Genomic DNA, 13,982 nt, shown 5'->3' on the forward strand with positions numbered 1-13,982 from the left:
TATTATGGACCCGAGTTCACACTTACAGGGGGTAGGCACAGTGACGGTCAAATACGCCGCAACGGACCCGATTCACGGAAAAGTCGAGATCTCATTCGACGTCGACACGGGGGTCGTCGACGTCCGAAACGGCAACTCACATGCTCTGTTGACGCGTCGAGTCGATTCCCCGCGCCGCGAAGGCACTCCCATCGGAACGCGCGCCGCCGCAGACTTGTTCTTCACTGTCGGTGGTGACGAAGTCGAACTCACTGTCGGCAAAGGGTTTCTGTCCCGTCGCTCGTACTCCGTCTCGGCACTCGTCGACGGCGTGAGTTTGAACTTCGCTCCAGTCGACGACGCGAACAGTGCCTTCACCCGCAACGGTGTACGGATCGGGCACTTCTCCAAGAACGAGGAATCCGATCCCAGACAGACCGACGCAGTCTGGTCGAGCACTCCGAGCACAGACGAACTCGTCATCGGTTACGCCCTGGCCGAGGCCTTCGATTGCGGAGCGCTCAACGGAGCTTTCGCTCTGATCGAATCACTGGTGCTCGGCGGCGGATAGAGGCCCCGCTCAGAGCAGGTGGATTACCAGCAGAACTACGGCAATAGCTGGGAAAAGCATCTGCACGACGGCTGCGCGGGCTTTGTCGGGAGACGAGAGAATCAGCACCAACCCCGCGGCAACCATCGATCCTGTGCCTGCCAGGACGAGGGCAATTCCGACCGACGCGGAACCGGTCGCCGCAATCACGATGCCGATCACCGACACGATCGCCAGGAAAAGGTTGTAAAAGCCCTGGTTGAAGGCGAGCGGCTGCGTGGTGATCGCCTCTTCCTCGGACTTCACGCCGAACGTGGCGCGGGTCTTCGGGGCCGTCCAGAGGATCGATTCGAGGACAAAAATGTATACGTGCACTGCTGCGGCAAGTCCCGCGAAGATGTAGCCGGCGACGTTCATCGGTGAGCTCCTGTTGCTTCGAGTAAATTCTGTATCGTTCGGTCCAATATATACTGGACCGAACGATACAGAAAGAGCGAGGCTTTGATGGGCAGATCACAAGAATTCGACACAACAGCCGTGGTCGCTGCCGCCTTGGACGTGTTCTGGGCACGAGGGTACGAAGGCGCATCCCTCGGAGACCTCGAATCCGCAACGGGGCTGAGTCGGTCAAGTCTCTACAACTCGTTCACCAACAAGCGCGGATTGTTCGACGCCGCCGTGCAGATGTACCTCGAACATGTCATCCGACCACGTCTGCGCAGCCTCACGACAAATCCCGGGGCAGACGCCGTCGACGCCTACCTTTCCTCGCTTGCGCACGCGATCGGCACCATGACCGCCGACTCACCTCGGCGCGGTTGCCTACTTCTCAATACGGCTGCCGGACTCGGCGCGCACGACGATGCGGTGGCAGCCGTGATTCGCGCGTATCGGCAAGAACTTGCCGTTGCGATTCGCAGTGGCCTACAAGCCGCCTTTCCGAACGAGACGGACGCCGCACTGGAGGATCGCACTCGAATCCTTCTCTCCTGCACGGTAAGCGCGCTGGTCCTCGCGCGAGTTGACACCGAAGAGGCGATCGCAACCCTGGAATCTGCGCATCGACTGAACGCAGAGTGGCAGAGCCGGAACATGTAGCTCGCGTCGTTACCCACAATCGAACGGGTAGGCAATGATGCTTCACATGCCCACGTTGACTACGCCTGCGATCGCCAGTGGCTGCCTCGGAGGGATGGGCCAACCCTCGATCCACGTCGGGACTTCGGCGATTCTCCGGCCGTGGACCTACGACGACGCCCCGGCGGTCGTGGAAGCCTTTCGGGATCCGTCGATTCAGCGTTGGCACGTCCGCCGCGCCGACTCGATCGACGAAGCACGGAATTGGCTCACCCAGTGGCGAGACGGGTGGGCAAGCGAATCCGAATGCCATTGGGCGATTGCCACCCCCGAGACGAATGAACTCCTCGGCCGAATCGCGGCAAAGGGGGTGAATTTATGGGACGGCACTGCTGAGCTCGCGTATTGGATGATTCCAGCGGCGCGCGGCCGCGGACTCTGCACCCAGGCTGTAACCGCACTGTCCGAGTGGGCGTTCCGCGATGCCGGGTTTCACCGCCTGGAACTCGAACACTCGATCCACAACCCACGATCGTGCCGGGTCGCGACCAAAGCAGGGTTCAGCGAAGAAGGTGTTCGACGAGGCTCCGCCAGGCATGCCGACGGCTGGCACGACATGCACGTCCACGCCCGCCTACGCAGCGATCAACCTTCGGCAACGACCCGCGCCGCGAGGGCAAGTGTCTGATCCACCAATTCCGCAACGCGCTGCGGCGCGACCGGTTCGAGGTCGAACAGAATTCGGTAGACGATCGGCGCCACCACGTGGTCCACTACCGAATCACCGTCCACGCCAGCCGCTTCCGGCCAACGCGCGAGGATCACGTCGATCTGCGTCCGACAGAAGAAGGCACACTTGAACTTCTTCGTACCGTCCGGTGCATGCGTCTGATCGTCGCTCATCAACACATCTCGCAGTGACGCGCGACCGACAGGCGCAGACATCTCCTCGAGATACTCTTGCGCCCAAACCGTCAGATCCCCTCGGAGCGAACCCGTTTCACGCGGGTCCGCGTCCGGGCGCAATCTCTCGATCGAGACGTCGGCAAAAACTTCGTTGATGTCCCCCCACCGCCGATAGATGGTCGACGGGGTCACGCCCGCATCGGTCGCGATCATCGGCACCGTGATCTCTGCTCGATCACGCTGTTCCAACAACTTGCGCGCCGACGCATGCACTGCCCGTTGGATGCGCGCACTGCGGCCACCGGGGCGCGGACCTGCGGACGGACTCATGAAACCAATACTAACGCAAAGATATTGCATTAGGCTACGGCCAGGCGTAGCGTCCCAAACGCAAAGTATTTGCGTTTGAAGTCTTCACCACCCGCACGGGAAGCGCCTACGACAATGACAACGACCGTTTCAGCACCGACCGAGAGCACTTCGCGCCCACGCTTGGGGCGAGGCGTCGCATTCACTCTCATCGCCGTCATCATCGCCACGTTCCTGGGCGCCTCCGCGACCCCGACGCCGCTGTACGAGCACTATCAACAGTTGTGGGGATTCTCCTCGCTCGCGTCGACGCTCGTGTTCGGCATCTACGCTCTCGCATTACTCGCCACGCTCTTGACCGCCGGATCCTTGTCCGATCACATCGGCAGGCGCCCGGTCCTGCTCGGAGCGCTCGCTTTGGAGGCGGTCTCGCTCGCCCTGTTCGCCTCGGCCGACGGTTTGACCGTTCTGCTGATCGCCCGCGTCGTGCAGGGTGTTGCCACCGGCGCTGCAATCAGTGCTTTGGGTTCTGCGTTGATCGACCTCGAACGCACTCCGGGCCGCGGATCGATCATCAACAGCGTTGCTCCGACGGTGGGGCTTGCCGTCGGAGCCGTGGGTTCGAGTCTCATCAGCGAGCACCTGCCCCGACCCACCAGCACTGTCTACCTGGTCCTTCTCGTGCTTGTCATTCTCGAGATCTTCGGAGTATGGGCAGCTCCCGAGACGTCGGGCGGACGCCCCGGAGCCTGGCAGTCGCTACGCCCCACCCTTGCTGTTCCTCGTGAGGCCCGAACCATGATTGCGCTCACCGCACCGTGCCTGATCGCGGTCTGGGCGCTGGGCGGGTTCTACCTCTCACTCGGACCTGCATTGGCGCGCAACGCACTTGAGGTTCACAGCTCGCTCATCGGCGCCGTCATGGTCGCAACACTGACGGGATTCGGCGCCGCAGCGGTGCTCACCTTCCGTAAACTCGGTGGCCGAACCGTGATGCTGATCGGAACCACAGCCTTGGTACTCGGGGTGGCCGTCACACTCGTCGGGGCTGAAATATCCTCTGCAGTCTTCATTCTGGCCGGCACGGCAATTGCCGGTATCGGCTTCGGAGCGGGATTCCAGGGAACCATCCTCACCGTCATGCCACTAGCCGCCAACCACGAACGCGCAGGATTGTTGTCCACCGTTTACGTCATCGCATACTTGGCCAACAGCCTTCCGGCACTGCTGGCCGGCTACCTGGTCGGCAAGGTCGGACTGGTGGATACGACGCGTGGCTACGGCGCACTCGTCATGGTGCTCGCGGCCGCCGCGCTGATCGGATTGCTGGTCACCGGCGAGCGGAAGGGTACGACTACCTCCGTGCCGGAGTAGGTGTCCCCCGATCGGTGGACACACCGTTCGTCCTGCACAGGGTCCGGAGAGTGGACAGACGGCATCGATCTGCTCCGACATAGTTGTCTTCGAGACAGACAACCGAACGCCCACCCGGACAAGGACACCGACGATGACGAACCCCCGCTACGTAGTTGCCGCAATCACAGCTCTGGCCGCCGGCGCCCTCACCTTGGGATTGAGCGGAATCGCCAGTGCCGGAACTCTTCCCACAACGGGCAACACCATCACGATGACGATCAGCAACGACACCGAACAGACGATTCGTCTCGAAGGTGCCGACAATCCCTACGGACAGTGGATGCAGAGCCCACGCCAGTCGCTCGCACCCCACGAGACCGAGATCGTCACCGCGTACAACGAGGATCCGCGAGGCCTGACGGCCGACGTCGTCTATTCCACTCCCGGCGGCGGACAAGCCGTCTTCATGGCCAACGACTATCCGCAGTTCGACACCGACGGAACTCGAACCACGGACGCTGATCGCTACTTCATCTCGAGCTACATCGACGGCTTCTACCCGAACCTGAGCGTCGGGTACCACCTCGGTGCGGTGTGACTGCAGCGAAGGTGCGTCGTCATAAGAAATCCGTCTGCCTCTCAGACGCATTCGTTCTTGGACATTCGTCCGGCGCGAGGGGATTGTTGAACACAGCCCCGCACGAGCAGGCACACGCCCCGTTTGCAGGTGGTCCGAACATCAACGGGAGAGGGAAAACCACAGTGCGACTACCCAACCAGTTTCTGATCTACGTCAGCGATGCCGCCTCCGCAGCAGCGTTCTACGGCGAATTGTTCGACGCGAAGCCCGAGGTCCTCAGCCCTCGGTACATGACCTTCGACCTCGGCGGCGGCGTGGTCCTTGCACTGTGGAGCGGCAAGTCACGCGACCTCGATCCCACGACACCGCGCAATTTCGAAGTCGGCATATTGGTCGACGGCGGGAGCAGCGAAATACGCGCGATCCACGACGAGTGGGTAGCCAAGGGCGTCGAGGTCGTCGAGGAGCCGAACGAAGATGTCTTCGGTCTGACATTCGTCATTTCAGATCTGGACGGGAACCGCCTCCGCGTAGCGCCCGCAGATCACTGAGCACTCAACCCTTGATCTCGCCGTATCTACGGAGGGCTTCCTCACGCTCTTGCGCATGGTCGACGATCGGATCCGGGTAGTCGACCGGGCGCATCGCCTTCAGCGAGTGGACCGCTTTCCCGGGAACATCGCGGAGTTCGGGAACCCACCGGCGGACGTATGTGCCGTCGGGATCGAACTTCTCCCCCTGCGTGATCGGGTTGAAGACGCGGAAGAACGGCGAAGCGTCCGTGCCAGACCCGGCAGTCCACTGCCATCCGTGCTGATTGGAGGCCAAGTCACCGTCCACCAGTTGCGACATGAAGAACCGTGCGCCGCGCCACCACGGAATGTGCAGGTCCTTCACCAGGAAAGACGCGACGATCATTCGCACCCGATTGTGCATCCAGTTCTCGGCTGCGAGTTGCCGCATGCCGGCATCGACGATCGGGAAGCCGGTCCTGCCCTCACACCAGGCTTTGAAAGCGGAGTCTGCGTCGGCTCCGCCATCGTGACGTATGCGGTCGAACTTGTCGTCATAGTTTTTCCGGGCGCTGTCCGGTCGTTGAAACAGGATGTCTGCGTAGAAGTCTCGCCAAGCCAGTTGGCGACGGTAAGCCTGCGCACCGTCGCCTAGTCGATGGGAGAGATCTGCCAACATCGTTCGCGGATGGATCGTGCCGTACTTGAGCGGAATCGACATCCGGCTCGTGGTGTCGAGGTCGGGTCGATTTCGTTCGTCGTCGTACCGGTCAAGATCGTTCTCGCAGTATTCTTTCCACTGCTCGACGGCACCGGCCTCACCGACGAAATCGCACACGGTCGCGGATGGCGCGGGGATACTCACCCGGCGCGGGCCACCGTCCTTGTCGCTCGGATCGAACCAACGGACGGTCTGCGCGTCGGTCGACGCGGGGCCTCGCCATCCGTGTTCCATCCACTGACGGAAGTACGGCGTGAATACCTTGTACGGATCACCGTCGGCCTTGGTGACACGTCCGGGCGCTACGGCATACGGAGATCCCGTGGCGATCAACTCCACCTTCTCGGCCACCGCCGCGTCTCGCCGTCGGCCGTAAGGCCCGTAATCAGCACTGATGTGAACTTCTTCGGCGCCAACGGATTTCGCCACGCGGGGCACCACGTCTGCCGGATCACCTCGAACAACCATCAGGTTTCCGTCGAGTTGGTGATCGAGCGCCGTCAAGTTCGCGAACAGTTGATCCTGGCGCGGTGAGCCTGCCGGTCCGAGCAGTTTGTCGTCGAGAACGAACAAACCCAACGTCTGTCCGCCGCCATCCGACGCTGCACTCAGCGTGGGAAGGTCACCTACCCTCAGATCGCGTCGAAACCAGACCACAGAGTTGCTCACCCCGTCGAGCCTACCGATCAGATCCGAGAACGCACCCCACCGCACGAGCCGCAAGTTGCGCAGCTCTTTCGGGTGTCGGAGCGCAGGCGAGCCCGAGCAGGCGCCGTCGGTGCTCCTCCCCGAGCAGCAATGTGTACAGCTGATCCGCGCACAGCGCAGCCTTCCGGCCGTGCCGATCGAGCAATATCTTCTCCAGAAAGGCAATCGACTTCGCCGGGCCGGATTCGTAGAACGCGGCGGCCAGTTCAGGGAACTGTAGAGCCTCGCCGATCATCATGCGGTGCAGCGCAATCGAGTTGTCGCTGTGCAGGGCGATCACGATGTCCACTGCAGCGGCGAGCAGGTCCGACTGGTCGCCACCGGCGTTCTCGACATACGCGTGTTGACGCGCAACAGCAGCAGCGAAGACCGCGGATTTGTCGCCGAAATAGCTGTACACGGTGCGCTTGGCGACGCCTGCCGCCGTGGCAATGGCGTCGATGGTCGTTCGCGCGAACCCGACTTCCCGAAACGAGTCGACCGCGACGTCGAGAATCTCGTTGCGTCGATCAGCTCGCTCAGCGTCGCTGGTTCTCCCACGTCTGCGCGGTTGCTCCATCAAGTCCCCTGTTACCGTTCCGACAAATTAATGCTACGTTGACGTTTCATTATTTCGAACACTACAGGAGCACTGCATGACCGGACAACGGCTCGTCCACGTCGCCATCGCCGACGACTGGGAAGCGTGCAAGCGTTTCGGTGAGTACGAGGTCTCGACGCGCGGAATCAGTTACGACGAGGCGGGATTCATTCGCGCAACCAAGCCCGACGCACTCCCTTCGGTGCTCGATCTGGTGTTCGGCGACCTCACCTTGCCGCTGATCGTCGCCGTCATCGACGAGGACGCTCTGACCGCCGCAGGCATCGACGTCGAATGGGAGGCAGGAAAGCCCCGAATCCTCCGACCACTACCGATGGACGAGGAAACAGTGGTCGCCGAACTGGCCATGGAACGCGTTGACGGGGCCTGGCCGATTCCCGACCTGACCCCGTACGCAAACCACGCCGGCTAGACCAGAGCAGCCTCGGGTTCGACCACGGGAGTCGACGCCTTCTTCCGGCCGGCGGCGACACACAGCGCGATCCCGACCGCAATCCAGCACGCCAACACCAGAAGTGGCGTGGCGGCGCCATGGCCGTCGAAGAACGCCGTCGAACGGACGGATGCCCCTGCGGCGCCAGGTGGGAGCAACTGCCCCAACGCACCCCAACCTGCAGGCAACCACGCCGCAGTTGTCGCCATCCCCGAGAGCGGGTTTCCGATGAACATCATCGTGACCGCTCCCAACGCGAATCCCTTCATCCCGAGCAGGGATTCGAGACCCAGAATGGGAAGTGAGATGGCCGACATGCCCAGGGTGAGCGCGAGCGCGGTGAGCAGGTAGTTTCCGTCGAGACTGTTGGTGCCGAACTGCAGAATGGCAGTCAGTGCAAAACCCGCGACAACCGCGACGCCGCCTGCACCGAGCACTCGCTTGACGATGCTGCGCGGAAACAGTTGCACGAGAACAACAGCAGGCATGATTCCACCGAACACCAGAGGCAATGCCAATGCCGTGAGTCCCGCACCGGTCGGGTCGTCCGCCGTCAGCGGCACAACGTCTTCGACGGGCACCTTCGCCCCTGAACTCTCCGCGAGCCCACTGGCCACACCGGTCAAGGTTTGAGCGATCGGGGTTCCACCGGCGGTCGCGATCAACACGTGAGGGCCAGTTGCATCAACGGCGATTCCGCCGACCACGTCGCGAGTCCGAATCGCGTCACGTAGGGCATCTGCATCGGCGAAGGCTCGAGCATCGAAGGCGCCCGGTTTACTCGCCTCGAGCGAGGCACTGATCTGGGTAGTGGCCTGAACCGGACCGGCGATGCCCAACTTCAGTTCGTGCGGGCCACTGTTGATCGACGGCAACACGAAGGCGAGCAGCATCAACCCGATCACAGCGGACAAGCCCAACACCACAGCCACCAACTTCTTCCGGTCCTGCGCTTCGACGTTCATAACCCACCTCCCTAAGTGGAAGGTTTTCCTCCACTATTTGTGGAAGATATTCCTCCGGTTATGATGAACTGTCAATACCGGAGGTGAATGTGCGAGCCGATGCACGTGAACGCAGGAACGCAATAGTCGACGCCGCACGCGCGGTGTTCACCGAGCGTGGGCACGACGCGCCCCTCGACGCGGTCGCAGAACTCGCGAAAGTGGGCATCGCCACGCTCTATCGGAACTTTCCGACCCGCGAGGACCTCGTGACCGCCGTCGCCGTCGCAACACTGACCGATGTCCGCGAGGCTGCCGACGTCGCACTCACGGCGATGCCCACCGATCCGACGAGTGCGTGGCACACGCTGGTGGACCGACTCGTGGAACTGCGCCTGGGCGCACTCATTCCCGCGCTGGTGGAACGTAGTTTCACCGAGTTGGCGCCCGAAGTTCTGGCCGTGCGCGAGGTGACGAAAGCGAAGATGACCGCGACGATCGGCGCCGCTCAGAGCGCCGGGCTGGTCCGCCCCGATCTGCAACCCCTCGAATTTGTCATGGCTCTGGCCAAACTGACGCGCCCGCAAATCGAATTGTCGGACGAGGCCATGCCGAACCTGGTCCCGCGGTTGGTCGCGGTGTTCATGGCCGGTCTGCGTCCGGACGGTACCGACTTGCCGGTCTGATCGGCGAAACCCGACGTACCAGGCAAGGCACAATGGGGCTGTGACCGAGATACCGAAAATCCTCGTAGTCGACGACGACGCAGACGTCCTGACCTCACTCGAACGCGGATTGCGGCTCTCGGGATTCACCGTACTGACGGCGGTGGACGGAGCCGACGCGCTCCGAGTGATCTCCGACAAGCGACCGGACGCGGTGGTCCTCGACATCAACATGCCGGTTCTCGACGGCACCGGAGTGGTGACGGCGCTTCGTGCCGCCGGCAACGAAATCCCGATCTGCGTGCTCAGCGCACGCAACTCGGTCGACGATCGCATCGCCGGGCTCGAATCCGGTGCAGACGACTACATGGTCAAACCGTTCGTCCTCGCCGAACTGGTTGCCCGGATCCGCGCGATGCTCCGGCGCAGCAACACTCCGGCCGGCGATCACGCGGAAGGTACGAACACCCTGCGCGTCGGAAACCTCGACATCGATCTTTCCGGCCGCCGAGTTCGTGTCGACGGCAAGGAAGTGCCGCTCACCAAGCGCGAATTCGAGCTACTCGAAGTGCTCGCACACAATTCCGGCATCGTGCTCACTCGCGAACGTCTCCTCGAACTGGTCTGGGGCTACGACTTCGTCGCCGACACGAACGTCGTGGACGTCTTCATCGGCTATCTGCGTCGAAAGTTCGAATCCGGCGGTTCACCTCGTCTGCTGCACACCGTTCGCGGCGTCGGGTTCGTGCTTCGGGAGAACCCGTGAAGCGTCGCCGCTTCTCACTACGAACTCGCGTTGCCGCGGCCGCGGCACTGGGGGCGACGTTCATCGTCATCGCACTCGGTGTGGTCGTTGCACTGGCCATCGCACGAAACAATTTGGCTCAGTTGGACCGTCGACTCGAGACGGCATCGACGGTCATCGTGGCCAATGCAGCAACAGCGGGACCTTTTCTCGGCGCGTTCGGAGACGGCGGCGCATTTTCCGTGACCATCCGCTCCGACACCGACGGAACCGTCAAATCCAGTACCCCGACGCGACTGCCCGAACTGCCGGTCGGTTCGGCGACCGTCGACGTGGACGGTACGAAGTACAGGGCATATACCGCCGAGGCCGATGGGATCAACGCCCTTGTCTCGCTGGCGGTTCCCTATGCCGAAGCGCGGGACATCACGGTCGATCAACAGCGTCAGGTTGCGTTCTTCGGCGTCGGGGCCGTAGCGGCCGCAGCTGCGTTGGGATGGTTGTTCGGTGGCCCGGCGGTGCGCCCTCTCGTGGAATTGACCCGTCGGATCGCCCGGCGAGATCCCGATCTCGCCACCGAGGTTTCCGGTATCCGTGAAGCGGACGAGCTTGCCGCAGCAGCAGAGTCGATGCTCAGCGACGTCGCCCGGGCACAGGCCGCGACCAACTCGGCCCTTGCTGCCGCTCGGGACTTTGCTTCCGCTTCGGCTCACGAACTCCGAACTCCGTTGACGGCGATGCGAACCGACATCGAAGTGTTGTCCATTCACGACCTCGACCACGAGCAGCGACGTGAGATCCTCACCGATCTCGCCCGCGCACAGGGCCGTGTCGAATCAACTCTGCGAGACCTCGAGCGCCTTGCAAAGGGTGAACTCTCGACGGCCGAGGATTTCAAGGACACGGATCTGACCGAGGTCTGCGACATCGCTGCCGACGACGCACGCCGACATCATCCTGGACTCGACGTCAGCGTCGTCACGGTGGATTCCCCACTCCCCTATTGCATCCGGGCGCTTCCTGGCGGAATCCGGTTGATCCTCGACAACGCGATCACCAATGCAGTCCGCCACGGCGGCGCGAGCACGGTGCGCATCACTCTCGCACGGCCGGTCGATTCACCGGACACCGTCACGATCACGATCGACGACAACGGTTGCGGAATACCGGCCGACGAACGCTCGAGCGTCTTCGAGCGCTTCACTCGCGGATCGACGGCAGGCAAGACGGGTTCCGGCTTGGGCCTGGCACTGGTGGCGCAGCAAGCGGCCCTGCACGGCGGACGTACGACATTTCACGACAGTCCGCTCGGCGGGGCTCGCCTGCTGGTCGAACTCAGGGATCAGCCCGGACCCGAATAGCCCCTTCAGGTCTCGATCAACTCGCCGATCCCTGACGCTGTCACTTCGATGACCCGAGCCGAGCCGATGTCGAAGAACAGTCCGGCGATACGCAGGCGACCATCCACACGGGCCTGACCGACCAGAGGATGGCGTTCGAGAGTCTGCAATTGGACTGCAACGTTGACCATTCCGAGCTGATCGACCTCCGAGAAACCCGCCTCGGCCGCAGCACGCGCCACCGGATGGCCACTCGTATATGCCTGCAAGCTCGTCTCCGCATGCCTCAGCCATTCACCGACAACTCCCGATTCCGACGAACTGTTCGTCAGGAGTGCCTGCATCGCGCCGCAGCCCGAATGTCCGCACACGATCACCGAACTGACACCCAACTCGTCGATCCCGAAGGCCAGTGCCGCTTCCACCGACGTATCGCGGCCGCCGGCCGGAACCAGGTTTCCGACGTTGCGCACGGTGAACAGGTCGCCAGGGCCACTGCTCGTGATGATGTTCGGCACCACTCGCGAATCTGCGCAGGTAAGGAAAAGAGAGTCGGGATTCTGCCCGTCGCGCAACTGATCCATGTGCGGCCGTATCGCTTCGGCGCGATGGCGATGATAGTTGGACACCCCGTCCAGAATGGGCCGCAAGGCTGGCGGGCTGCTCAGATTCCTTCCCGAAGCCTGTGGTTGCCAACTACCCCAAGGAGCGAGCAATCCGCGCAGGTCGGTGACTGCGGCGCCGCGCTTCGGCGGACCGGTGGTCGCGCTCTCCATACTCACCGAGCCGACTTCGTCGATGATCACCGAACCACCTGCCAACTCGTACTGCCTCGCCCACTCTTCGATGACGTCGAAGACGGCATGGTCGAGGAAGTCGACGGACAACTCCACTGTGACGTCGGACCGTGGTGGGATTCCGGCGAGCACCGACGTGAGCTTGGGCAGCACCAGGAAGGTGCACGAGCCCTCGACCAGGACGCGCCACTTCCCGGAATCGTTGTCACCCAATCCTTCTGCGGTGACAGTTGCACGGATGACTCGCCACACCAGGAGGGCGATGGCCAGCGCCAATCCGATCAGCACACCCTCGAGCAGATTCAAGAACACGACGCCGACAACCGTGATGCCGTACACCCAGAGATCACCGGTCCGTCGCGCCAACCGAATGTGCGCCAGCTTGACCAGTTGAATACCGATGACGATCAACAGTCCGGCCAGCGCAGACTTCGGAATCTGCTGCACCAACCCGGCCAGCGCAGCCGAGAACAGCAGGATCCACAGGCCGTGCATGATCGACGACGCTCGGGACTTCGCCCCGGCTTCGACGTTGGTGGCGCTGCGTACGATCACACCCGTGACGGGCAGACCTCCGATCGCCCCTGACACCATGTTCGCAGTACCTTGGCCGAGCATCTCGCGGTCGAAGTTCGAACGCGGGCCCGAATGCATCTTGTCCACGGCCACAGCCGAGAGCAGACTCTCCACACTGGCGATCAGGGCGATGGTCAGGATGCCGGTTGCGACGCCGAGCCACTGTCCGTCCGGCAGCGCAGGCAGTCCGATCGAGTCCAGCAGGGACCCGTCGAGTGCAATACGCTCGACGTCGATCGGCAGCACGAGCGAAGCGAGAGTTGCCAATACGATGCCGACCAACGCGGCCGGAACTTTTCGGACGCCCGCGGGGAGATAGCGCCACCCGAGAAGAGTGGCGATGACGACGAGTCCGATCATCAAGTCCTCGACGTGCAAGGCACCGATCTGAGCGGGCAACTGCCGTAGATTGTCCAGCGCCGAGCTGGCCGAGCTTCCGCCCAACAACACGTGAACCTGTTGCAGCGCAATGGTGATGCCGATTCCGGCGAGCATCGCATGCACGACCACCGGCGCAATAGCCAGTGCTGCACGGGCAATTCGACTGAGCCCGAACACGATCTGCAGAAGACCGGCGCCGACGGTGATCAAACAGGTGACCTTCCACCCGAACTTGCCGATCAGTTCGGCGACCACCACGGTCAGACCGGCTGCGGGACCACTGACTTGCAGCGGAGAACCTCCCACAGCTCCGGCCACCACTCCGCCGACGATCGCGGCGATCAGACCTGCCATGATCGGCGCCCCGGAGGCGATCGCAATTCCCAAGGACAGGGGAAGTGCCACGAGGAAGACGACCAACGACGCCGGCACGTCGTATCTGATCAGTTGCTCGAGATACCGCCGGCTTCCACCACCCGGCGGAGACGAATCCCCCCACGACGCTCTCGTCTGCGGATGATTGTGCGTGCACTACGGACTGCGTCGACATAGATCTCCTCGCCGGACCCCGGATCCGGCTGCTGGGCAACATGTTCGAAGCGAATCGGCGATCGGTATCGCCGATCGACTGTGACCATGGTAACCGCGATTCCTTACCGTTCCCTTAGATGCGAGCCCGGACGTGGTCGACGTCACCGCCGCCCGGCACTGTGACTCGAACCTGAACATCGGTCCAAAAGATCGATCGAATTGCTTTAAACCGCAAGCATTTTGACTGAGACACCTCCCAGCGACCAGCACA

The 13,982-nt window shown here is 62.6% G+C and carries 17 protein-coding genes; 10 read left to right on the forward strand and 7 right to left on the reverse strand.

Features of this window, described 5'->3' with window-relative positions; all coding sequences use genetic code 11:
• The first annotated feature begins 40 nt into the window (after positions 1-40).
• Complete coding sequence (locus I7X09_RS08395; protein ID WP_234036847.1) at positions 41-550, forward strand: hypothetical protein; 510 nt, start codon at positions 41-43, stop codon at positions 548-550.
• Positions 551-559: 9 nt separating this feature from the next.
• Here the strand turns inward: I7X09_RS08395 and I7X09_RS08400 are convergent, their stop codons facing one another.
• Complete coding sequence (locus I7X09_RS08400) at positions 560-946, reverse strand: DUF1304 domain-containing protein (protein WP_200316373.1); 387 nt, start codon at positions 944-946, stop codon at positions 560-562.
• Between the two features lie 87 nt (positions 947-1,033).
• On the opposite strand from I7X09_RS08400, the gene I7X09_RS08405 reads away from it, so the two are divergent.
• Both I7X09_RS08405 and I7X09_RS08410 read left to right on the forward strand, forming a co-directional pair.
• Complete coding sequence (locus tag I7X09_RS08405) at positions 1,034-1,627, forward strand: TetR/AcrR family transcriptional regulator (protein ID WP_200316374.1); 594 nt, start codon at positions 1,034-1,036, stop codon at positions 1,625-1,627.
• 46 nt (positions 1,628-1,673) lie between these two features.
• On the forward strand, positions 1,674-2,294 hold the full coding sequence (locus I7X09_RS08410; protein WP_234036848.1) for a GNAT family N-acetyltransferase: 621 nt from the start codon (positions 1,674-1,676) through the stop codon (positions 2,292-2,294).
• Here I7X09_RS08410 and I7X09_RS08415 read toward each other — a convergent pair.
• A complete protein-coding gene (locus I7X09_RS08415; protein ID WP_200316375.1) occupies positions 2,252-2,842 on the reverse strand; it encodes a TetR/AcrR family transcriptional regulator in 591 nt (196 codons plus the stop codon). The genes I7X09_RS08410 and I7X09_RS08415 overlap by 43 nt on opposite strands.
• A 114-nt stretch (positions 2,843-2,956) precedes the next feature.
• Here I7X09_RS08415 and I7X09_RS08420 point away from each other — a divergent pair, with 114 nt between their 5' ends.
• The 3 genes from I7X09_RS08420 to I7X09_RS08430 all read left to right on the forward strand — a co-directional run bounded on the left by I7X09_RS08420 (position 2,957) and on the right by I7X09_RS08430 (position 5,308).
• Positions 2,957-4,195 (forward strand): MFS transporter, encoded by a 1,239-nt coding sequence (locus I7X09_RS08420; RefSeq protein WP_200316376.1) that lies wholly within the window; start codon positions 2,957-2,959, stop codon positions 4,193-4,195.
• Positions 4,196-4,328: 133 nt separating this feature from the next.
• Positions 4,329-4,775 (forward strand): hypothetical protein, encoded by a 447-nt coding sequence (locus I7X09_RS08425; RefSeq protein ID WP_200316377.1) that lies wholly within the window; start codon positions 4,329-4,331, stop codon positions 4,773-4,775.
• Between the two features lie 164 nt (positions 4,776-4,939).
• A complete protein-coding gene (locus I7X09_RS08430; protein ID WP_166809363.1) occupies positions 4,940-5,308 on the forward strand; it encodes a VOC family protein in 369 nt (122 codons plus the stop codon).
• A 4-nt stretch (positions 5,309-5,312) separates the two neighbouring features.
• Here the strand turns inward: I7X09_RS08430 and I7X09_RS08435 are convergent, their stop codons facing one another.
• Positions 5,313-6,659, reverse strand: coding sequence for a cryptochrome/photolyase family protein (locus I7X09_RS08435; protein WP_200316378.1), 1,347 nt, complete (start codon positions 6,657-6,659; stop codon positions 5,313-5,315).
• Positions 6,660-6,669: 10 nt separating this feature from the next.
• Complete coding sequence (locus tag I7X09_RS08440; protein ID WP_200316379.1) at positions 6,670-7,257, reverse strand: TetR/AcrR family transcriptional regulator; 588 nt, start codon at positions 7,255-7,257, stop codon at positions 6,670-6,672.
• Positions 7,258-7,333: 76 nt separating this feature from the next.
• Here I7X09_RS08440 and I7X09_RS08445 point away from each other — a divergent pair, with 76 nt between their 5' ends.
• The gene (locus I7X09_RS08445) at positions 7,334-7,711 is read left to right on the forward strand and encodes a DUF952 domain-containing protein (RefSeq protein ID WP_200316380.1); all 378 of its coding nucleotides are present in this window, start codon (positions 7,334-7,336) and stop codon (positions 7,709-7,711) included.
• Here the strand turns inward: I7X09_RS08445 and I7X09_RS08450 are convergent.
• Positions 7,708-8,697 carry an ABC transporter permease gene (locus I7X09_RS08450; RefSeq protein ID WP_200316381.1) on the reverse strand — a complete coding sequence of 330 codons (990 nt, stop codon included), beginning with the start codon at positions 8,695-8,697 and terminating at the stop codon, positions 7,708-7,710. The genes I7X09_RS08445 and I7X09_RS08450 overlap by 4 nt on opposite strands.
• Before the next feature lie 89 nt (positions 8,698-8,786).
• On the opposite strand from I7X09_RS08450, the gene I7X09_RS08455 reads away from it, so the two are divergent.
• From I7X09_RS08455 to I7X09_RS08465, 3 genes are read left to right on the forward strand one after another with little or no spacing between them, the layout of a single operon-like run.
• Complete coding sequence (locus I7X09_RS08455) at positions 8,787-9,362, forward strand: TetR/AcrR family transcriptional regulator (protein WP_166809360.1); 576 nt, start codon at positions 8,787-8,789, stop codon at positions 9,360-9,362.
• Between the two features lie 40 nt (positions 9,363-9,402).
• Positions 9,403-10,107, forward strand: a complete 705-nt coding sequence (locus tag I7X09_RS08460) for a response regulator transcription factor (protein ID WP_095971255.1) — start codon at positions 9,403-9,405, stop codon at positions 10,105-10,107.
• Complete coding sequence (locus I7X09_RS08465) at positions 10,104-11,447, forward strand: sensor histidine kinase (protein WP_200316382.1); 1,344 nt, start codon at positions 10,104-10,106, stop codon at positions 11,445-11,447. Before I7X09_RS08460 ends, I7X09_RS08465 begins: the two co-directional genes overlap by 4 nt.
• A 5-nt stretch (positions 11,448-11,452) precedes the next feature.
• Here the strand turns inward: I7X09_RS08465 and I7X09_RS08470 are convergent, their stop codons facing one another.
• On the reverse strand, positions 11,453-13,612 hold the full coding sequence (locus I7X09_RS08470; protein WP_234036849.1) for a SulP family inorganic anion transporter: 2,160 nt from the start codon (positions 13,610-13,612) through the stop codon (positions 11,453-11,455).
• 11 nt (positions 13,613-13,623) lie between these two features.
• On the reverse strand, positions 13,624-13,818 hold the full coding sequence (locus I7X09_RS29365) for a hypothetical protein (protein ID WP_234036850.1): 195 nt from the start codon (positions 13,816-13,818) through the stop codon (positions 13,624-13,626).
• Positions 13,819-13,982 lie beyond the last annotated feature (164 nt).

The organism is Rhodococcus sp. P-2 (assembly GCF_016598535.1).
GTDB classification, from domain to species: Bacteria; Actinomycetota; Actinomycetes; order Mycobacteriales; family Mycobacteriaceae; genus Rhodococcus_F; species Rhodococcus_F baikonurensis.

Bases quoted from the DNA above. Each gene is read 5' to 3' on its own strand.
- I7X09_RS08450 (WP_200316381.1), bottom strand. From the start codon at position 8,697: ATGAACGTCGAAGCGCAGGACCGGAAGAAGTTGGTGGCTGTGGTGTTG.
- I7X09_RS08425 (WP_200316377.1), top strand. From the start codon at position 4,329: ATGACGAACCCCCGCTACGTAGTTGCCGCAATCACAGCTCTGGCCGCC.
- I7X09_RS29365 (WP_234036850.1), bottom strand. From the start codon at position 13,818: ATGGTCACAGTCGATCGGCGATACCGATCGCCGATTCGCTTCGAACAT.
- I7X09_RS08420 (WP_200316376.1), top strand. From the start codon at position 2,957: ATGACAACGACCGTTTCAGCACCGACCGAGAGCACTTCGCGCCCACGC.
- I7X09_RS08445 (WP_200316380.1), top strand. From the start codon at position 7,334: ATGACCGGACAACGGCTCGTCCACGTCGCCATCGCCGACGACTGGGAA.
- I7X09_RS08440 (WP_200316379.1), bottom strand. From the start codon at position 7,257: ATGGAGCAACCGCGCAGACGTGGGAGAACCAGCGACGCTGAGCGAGCT.
- I7X09_RS08410 (WP_234036848.1), top strand. From the start codon at position 1,674: ATGCCCACGTTGACTACGCCTGCGATCGCCAGTGGCTGCCTCGGAGGG.
- I7X09_RS08400 (WP_200316373.1), bottom strand. From the start codon at position 946: ATGAACGTCGCCGGCTACATCTTCGCGGGACTTGCCGCAGCAGTGCAC.
- I7X09_RS08415 (WP_200316375.1), bottom strand. From the start codon at position 2,842: ATGAGTCCGTCCGCAGGTCCGCGCCCCGGTGGCCGCAGTGCGCGCATC.
- I7X09_RS08405 (WP_200316374.1), top strand. From the start codon at position 1,034: ATGGGCAGATCACAAGAATTCGACACAACAGCCGTGGTCGCTGCCGCC.